At 48.7% G+C, this 5,980-nt stretch carries 7 protein-coding genes; 5 read left to right on the top strand and 2 right to left on the bottom strand.

Annotated features, from left to right (window positions below):
- Window positions 1–613: phage integrase N-terminal SAM-like domain-containing protein (locus tag AB7U36_RS16700; protein WP_428160832.1), on the bottom strand; the 613-nt coding region annotated here is incomplete at its 3' end.
- 143 nt (window positions 614–756) lie between these two features.
- On the opposite strand from AB7U36_RS16700, the gene AB7U36_RS16705 reads away from it, so the two are divergent.
- Together AB7U36_RS16705 and AB7U36_RS16710 are read left to right on the top strand one after the other, a co-directional pair.
- Window positions 757–1,008, top strand: a complete 252-nt coding sequence (locus AB7U36_RS16705) for a type II toxin-antitoxin system Phd/YefM family antitoxin (RefSeq protein WP_004075696.1) — start codon at window positions 757–759, stop codon at window positions 1,006–1,008.
- Window positions 1,005–1,430 (top strand): type II toxin-antitoxin system VapC family toxin, encoded by a 426-nt coding sequence (locus tag AB7U36_RS16710; protein WP_428160833.1) that lies wholly within the window; start codon window positions 1,005–1,007, stop codon window positions 1,428–1,430. Before AB7U36_RS16705 ends, AB7U36_RS16710 begins: the two co-directional genes overlap by 4 nt.
- A gap of 90 nt (window positions 1,431–1,520) precedes the next feature.
- Here the strand turns inward: AB7U36_RS16710 and AB7U36_RS16715 are convergent, their stop codons facing one another.
- Window positions 1,521–1,886: a group II intron maturase-specific domain-containing protein gene (locus AB7U36_RS16715; RefSeq protein ID WP_428160834.1), complete on the bottom strand. Its 366-nt coding sequence runs from the start codon at window positions 1,884–1,886 to the stop codon at window positions 1,521–1,523.
- Window positions 1,887–2,017: 131 nt separating this feature from the next.
- Here AB7U36_RS16715 and AB7U36_RS16720 point away from each other — a divergent pair, with 131 nt between their 5' ends.
- The 3 genes from AB7U36_RS16720 (at window position 2,018) to AB7U36_RS16730 (ending at window position 5,979) form a co-directional block, all read left to right on the top strand.
- A complete protein-coding gene (locus AB7U36_RS16720) occupies window positions 2,018–2,740 on the top strand; it encodes a transposase (RefSeq protein WP_428160835.1) in 723 nt (240 codons plus the stop codon).
- A gap of 81 nt (window positions 2,741–2,821) precedes the next feature.
- Window positions 2,822–4,975, top strand: a complete 2,154-nt coding sequence (locus AB7U36_RS16725) for a cation:proton antiporter (protein WP_428160836.1) — start codon at window positions 2,822–2,824, stop codon at window positions 4,973–4,975.
- A 29-nt stretch (window positions 4,976–5,004) separates the two neighbouring features.
- The gene (locus AB7U36_RS16730) at window positions 5,005–5,979 is read left to right on the top strand and encodes a universal stress protein (RefSeq protein WP_428160837.1); all 975 of its coding nucleotides are present in this window, start codon (window positions 5,005–5,007) and stop codon (window positions 5,977–5,979) included.
- The last annotated feature ends 1 nt before the right edge of the window (window position 5,980 follow it).

A 5,980-nucleotide genomic window follows, 5' to 3' on the forward strand; every position in this document is an offset into this window, starting at 1 on the left:
TGACACAATCCATCAACCGCATACCCGTACCATAAAGCAGGGAAGCCATCAGCTTTTGCGTGCCGGCCATCTGCCCAAGAATTTTGGCAACCTCGCTCCGGGTTAACACCACGGGCAGACGCCTGGGGCGTTTAGCGCGTACAAAATCACCAATATCACCCAGGGGCTGTTTCAGCACCTTGTCATAAAAGAAGACCAAGGCATTCAACGCCTGGTTCTGGGTGCTTTCCGCAACATTTCGCTGAACGGCCAGGTGTTGCAGGAAACTGACAACCTCACCGCTGCCAAGCGTTTCCGGTTCCCGGTTGCCGCAAAAGGAGATAAAACGCGTCACCCATGATTCATAAGACTGTTCGGTTCTTATGGAATAATTCCTTGTCCGCAGCGCCACCAGCAGCTGCGTCAGAATCTCTGTATGACGTTTTCGGACGTCGGCAAGTTTTGAATGCTTTATATTTGACAGGTGATCAATGTTTTTTCTGGCCGAAATCCCGGCAGCAACCGTGGGATGGCATTCTGTGAGGGAATCGGCTGAATCCATCCAGAATTTCCAGTCCACCTCCGGCAACCAGGTTACGCCAAGCATAGCAAACAGATTCTGTATAGCATCCACAATCTGCCTGAACTGCCAGTCCTGAATGCCATCTGTTATCCTCCTAAAAAAATGTCCGGCAATAACCAAAGAAAAGAATTGACTTAGTATTACAAATGGACTAGACTGACTATTGTCAAAAAAAACAATCAACAGGAGGTTTCATGAATACATCATGGAAATTACAAGATGCTAAAGCAAAATTCAGTCAGGTTGTTGAAAATGCTTTGAAAATGGGGCCACAGTATGTAACGCGTAGGGGCAAGGACGCTGTAGTTATCTTATCGGTTAAAGAATATCAAAAAATAACTACCCAAAAACCGACCTTGAAAGACTTTCTTTTAAATTGCCCCAAAATGGATGATGGCTTTGAATTTGAAAGACAAAAAGATTATCCGAGGGATGTTGAATTTTGAATTATTTATTAGATACTTGTGTGATATCAGAATTAGTCAAGGCAACTCCAAACGGAAAGGTCATAAATTGGATAAATAACACTCCTGATGAGATGCTTTTTTTATCTGTCATAACCATCGGGGAAATACGAAAAGGTCTTACCAAACTTCCTGACTCAAAAAAGAAATATCGGCTTACAAACTGGCTTAATACATTATTGGAAAATTACGAAGCAAGAATCTATCCCGTTGATTTGGCCGTTGCAGAAAGTTGGGGGAGTATTCAGGGAAAAGCAGAGAATAATGGTACACCTGTTGCATCTGTTGACAGTTTGATAGCAGCAGTAGCTCAAATACACAATTTAATTGTCGTAACAAGAAATGAAAAAGACTTTGCCGCAACGAATGTTACAATAGTGAATCCATGGAAAGATAAAGGATAATCGGGATAGGACTACCCATCACTGAGGAGCCCTCCCACACCACCCGGCGTACGTGATCGCGTACCAGGGCGGTTCGGCTGATTTTAAGAATCAGTTCCCGGGCAGATATAATCCTTTTTCGATAAAATATCTCTCAGGCATGGCAATGGCCACCCATTTGATTTTGCTCATGTGCCAGTACTTTTTCCGGGCATTGCCGCAAAGCATGGCATCATGGTGAGCAATACCAAGTTTCTCAAGGTTCCGAACCCTGGTTTTAGGATTTTTCCATTGTTTCCAGACAAGCCTTCGCATTATCCAGATTTTGAGACCTTTGAGGAAGGATTGGGCCTCTGTAAGCCGGAAATAATTCCACCATCCCCGAAAATATTGGTTCAATTCCTGAATGACCTGGCACAGGCTTTTACCCCGCTTGCGGCTGGTTAATTCCCGGACTTTATCCTTGAACCGTTTCATGCTCTTGGCGTGAATCCGAATCTTGGACTGCCCACACATTTAAAATATAGGGACATCTTTAAAATATAGAAAATATAGGGACATCTTACTTATTTGTTGACAAAAATTAGAATGTTTGTTTAAATCCCTTCATGGCACGAATGGCAAGGGCAGTGGCGCCGGGTTTTCCCCATCACATTACACAAAGGGGGAATAGAAGGCAGCAGACATTTTTCAGCGATCAGGACTTTAAAGCCTATCTGGCTTTGATGGCGGAATGGTGTTTGAACTATAAGGTCGAAATATGGGCCTATTGCCTGATGCCCAATCATATTCACCTGATTGCAGTTCCTGAAACCAAGGATGGATTAAATCTGGCCGTCGGGGAAGCACACCGGCGATATACGAGAATGATCAATTTCAGGGAAGGTTGGCGCGGTCATTTATGGCAGGGGCGGTTTGCATCATTTATCATGGAAGAAAGTTACTTGCTGGCATGCACGCGGTATATCGAGTATAACCCGGTCCGTGCCGGTCTTGTAAAACGTCCTGAGGATTGGAAATGGAGTAGCGCCGGCGCGCATATGAATGAAAAGGATGACGTTCTTGTCAAAACAAGACCCTTGCTTGAGATTGTCAAGACATCATGGGGTGATTTTTTATCTTCGGATATTAAGGAATCTGAAATCGAATTGTTCAGAAAGCATGAACGTAATGGCCGACCGTTGGGAAAAACGGCTTTTGTAAAGCAATTGGAGACTATTTTAGAGAGACGACTCAGGCCAAAGAAGCCAGGTCGAAGAAAAATATGTAAGATGTCCCCGGATTATGTCCCCGGATTAAAAGATGTCCCCGGATTAAAAACCCCGGATTAAACGGATTAATAATAATTCCGCGGATTAATCCAAGTCGTTCGGATATGACCGACCGTGTTTTGAATGAAGGAGATAGATCGAATGACGGAAACAAATTCCTTCGTGGAAATAGCAGCAATACTGAGCTTGGCTACGCTGACCGGAATTATCGGGCAGAAATTACGACAGCCCTTAATCATCATGTTTCTGGCAACGGGCATTCTGGTCGGCCCGTCGTTTCTTGGGATCATACACAGCTACGAGCAAATTGAGCTTCTGGCCCATATCGGCATAGCCCTTCTGTTATTTATCGTTGGGCTTAAACTCGATCTGAACCTGATTCGAACTATCGGTCCGGTTGCCTTGGCGACTGGCCTCGGGCAGATCGTGTTTACATCGATTATCGCGTTTGTCATTGCCCTTGCCATGGACATGTCATATCTCAGTGCGGCTTACGTTTCGGTTGCCCTTACTTTTTCAAGTACGATCATCATCGTAAAGCTCCTATCCGACAAAAAAGAAATCGACTCTCTTCATGGGCAGATTGCTCTCGGATTTCTGATTGTTCAGGATATCGCCGCCATTTTGGCTCTGGTCGGCCTAACGACATTAGGGTCATCTGTTACCGGAGAGGATTTGGGATATGTCTCGTTCCTGATGATCGGCGCAAAGGGGTTGGGACTGTTGGGTGCGGTTGCCCTGCTGATGAAATATCTCATCCCGCCCCTGACCCAGCGTCTGGCGCATTCGCTGGAACTGTTGACTCTATTCGCAATCGCATGGGCGGTCCTTCTCGGAGCGGGCAGTGAGTTGTTGGGATTCAGCAAGGAGGTCGGCGCATTTCTGGCCGGTGTCTCACTTGCCTCCACTGCCTTCAGGGATTCGATTGGTGCACGACTCACAGGCCTTCGGGATTTTCTCCTGCTGTTTTTTTTCATCGATCTTGGCGCACGATTGGATTGGTCAATGGTGGGCTCGCAATTGGGCGCATCGCTGGTTTTTTCCCTATTTGTGCTCGTCGGCAACCCGCTCATTGTACTGATCATCATGGGAGTCATGGGATATCGCCGTCGCACCGCTTTTCTTGCCGGTCTCACGGTGGCCCAGATCAGCGAGTTTTCGCTTATTGTAGCGGCCTTGGGGCTGAGTATCGGTCACATTACCGAAGAAACGATGGGGCTGATCACTCTTGTGGGGGTGATGACCATATTCCTGTCCACCTACATGATCCTCTATTCCTACCGGCTTTATAGTGTCCTATCCTCCCCCTTGAAATTTTTTGAAAAGCGCAATCCCTACCGGGAGGCGGACATAGACACCTTTGCGAAAACCGGAGCAGTCGACGTCATTTTAGTGGGATTGGGTAATTATGGCAGCGGGCTGATGGAACACCTTCTCCGGCGAAAAAATGCCATAGTGGGGATCGACTTCGATCCCGGCAATTTAGATAAGTGGCGCAAGAAAGGGGTGCCTGTTCTTTACGGGGATATGGCGGACCCGGAGATGCATGAGCACTTGCCGTTGAAAAAGGCGCTATGGGTTATTAGCACCGTTCGTTCCAAAGAGATGAATTTGGCACTAATCCATAATCTCAAGAAGGACGATTATACTGGAAAGATTGCCTTGACGGCGTCAAACGGCCAGGAAGCTGCTGAGTTCGAAAAAGCTGGTGCTAATTTGGTATTTCGGCCTTTTAAGGATGCTACCGAACAAGCGGCCGATGCCTTGACTTATGCGATGGATTTCCTTCCGGAAAGCGTTGATTGGCCTGTCTCGTTTCTTGAGTTGCGTATTCGTTCGGATGCTTCGGCCGCCGGACAAACTATAAGAGAACTCCCGTTATCGGCATCGGGTATATCTGTTCTGGCTGTCAGCCGAGGGGGGCGTACCTTTTATGAGCCGAAGCCGGATTTCAGGATTTTTCCGGCCGACCGGCTACTCCTTATGGGACATCCGGCTGGCTTGAAGGAGGCTGAAACCATGCTGAATCAGGTTGCAGCGCAAAGAGACGCAGAAGGCGCAGACCGCTTTGACATCGCCGAAATCAAGGTGTCGGAGAATTCGGACCTTTCAGGCAAATCTTTGGCGGAGCTTCATTTTCGGCAAAAGTTCGGTGCGACCCTGGTCGGCATACGCAGAGGCCAGGATCAAATTACGACGATCAACCCTGCGGAGAGCTTGCTCGGGGGGGATTGTCTGATCGTCATCGGTAAATCGAGCACTATCCAAGAACTCAAGAACCTGGCCCCTTTATAGCGGCTCAAATGTGACACACGAGGTGATCCATGAAGCGTTTCAAAAACATCCTTTACCTAAACGAACCGGCCGTGGACCAGGCATCGACGATTGCGCGTGCTGTCTCGCTGGCGGTAAACAATGAGGCGGACCTGACAATTGTTGATGTCATCCCGACCCAGGTCGTCACGGCCGGTATCGGCCTGCCGCCGGGAGGGCCAGTATCCGAAGATCTGAGAGCCGCCGTGGAATCAGATCATCGCAAGGCGCTGGAATCGATGGTCCAACCCTTCAGTGAACGTCTGCAAGTTCGGTTGAATGTATTGGTTGGGAAAACGTACCTTGAGGCGATTCGGGCCGTGCTGAAAAATGGGTATGATCTTCTGATCAAACCTGCGGAGAATCCGAGTTGGACGCACAGGCTTTTCGGCAGCGACGACCTGCATCTCCTCCGTAAGTGTCCCTGCCCGGTTTGGCTCATGAAACCGTCTGAGAAAACGAACTACGGCTGCATCCTGGCGGCCGTCGATTTCGATCTGATGGCTCCCAGTCCTTCAGAGAAGGATCTTAACCGCAAGATTTTGGAACTGGCCGCGTCACTGGCCCTTTCAGACTCTGTCTCTCTGCACATCGCCCATGCCTGGGAAGGTCTTGCTGAGAAAATGTTAGTATCAAGGGGCGGCGTGTCCCCGGAAGGCGTGACCAATTACGTTACAGGAGAGCATGAGCGCCACAGGAAGCAACTTTACCGGCTGGCCGAACAACTTCGGGGTTGGATCAGCAAGGAGGCATACGACTATCTCTCGCCCGGCTTCCATCTGCCCGAAGGACCGGCGAAAAATGTGATCGCTCCTCTGGCGGAGGGGTTAGGGGCGGATCTGGTCGTCATGGGTACGGTCGCCCGTACCGGCATCTCAGGATTGATCATCGGCAATACCGCAGAGGCTATTCTCGACCAGCTTGAGTGTTCGGTGCTTGCCATAAAGCCTCCCGGGTTTAACACCCCGGTGAAGGTCGATTCATGAG

This window comes from Desulfobacter sp. (genome assembly GCF_050177295.1).

Excerpts from the sequence above, each read along its gene's own strand:
- AB7U36_RS16725 (WP_428160836.1), top strand. The coding sequence starts at position 2,822 with ATGACGGAAACAAATTCCTTCGTGGAAATAGCAGCAATACTGAGCTTG.
- AB7U36_RS16730 (WP_428160837.1), top strand. The coding sequence starts at position 5,005 with ATGAAGCGTTTCAAAAACATCCTTTACCTAAACGAACCGGCCGTGGAC.
- AB7U36_RS16720 (WP_428160835.1), top strand. The coding sequence starts at position 2,018 with ATGGCACGAATGGCAAGGGCAGTGGCGCCGGGTTTTCCCCATCACATT.
- AB7U36_RS16715 (WP_428160834.1), bottom strand. The coding sequence starts at position 1,886 with ATGAAACGGTTCAAGGATAAAGTCCGGGAATTAACCAGCCGCAAGCGG.
- AB7U36_RS16705 (WP_004075696.1), top strand. The coding sequence starts at position 757 with ATGAATACATCATGGAAATTACAAGATGCTAAAGCAAAATTCAGTCAG.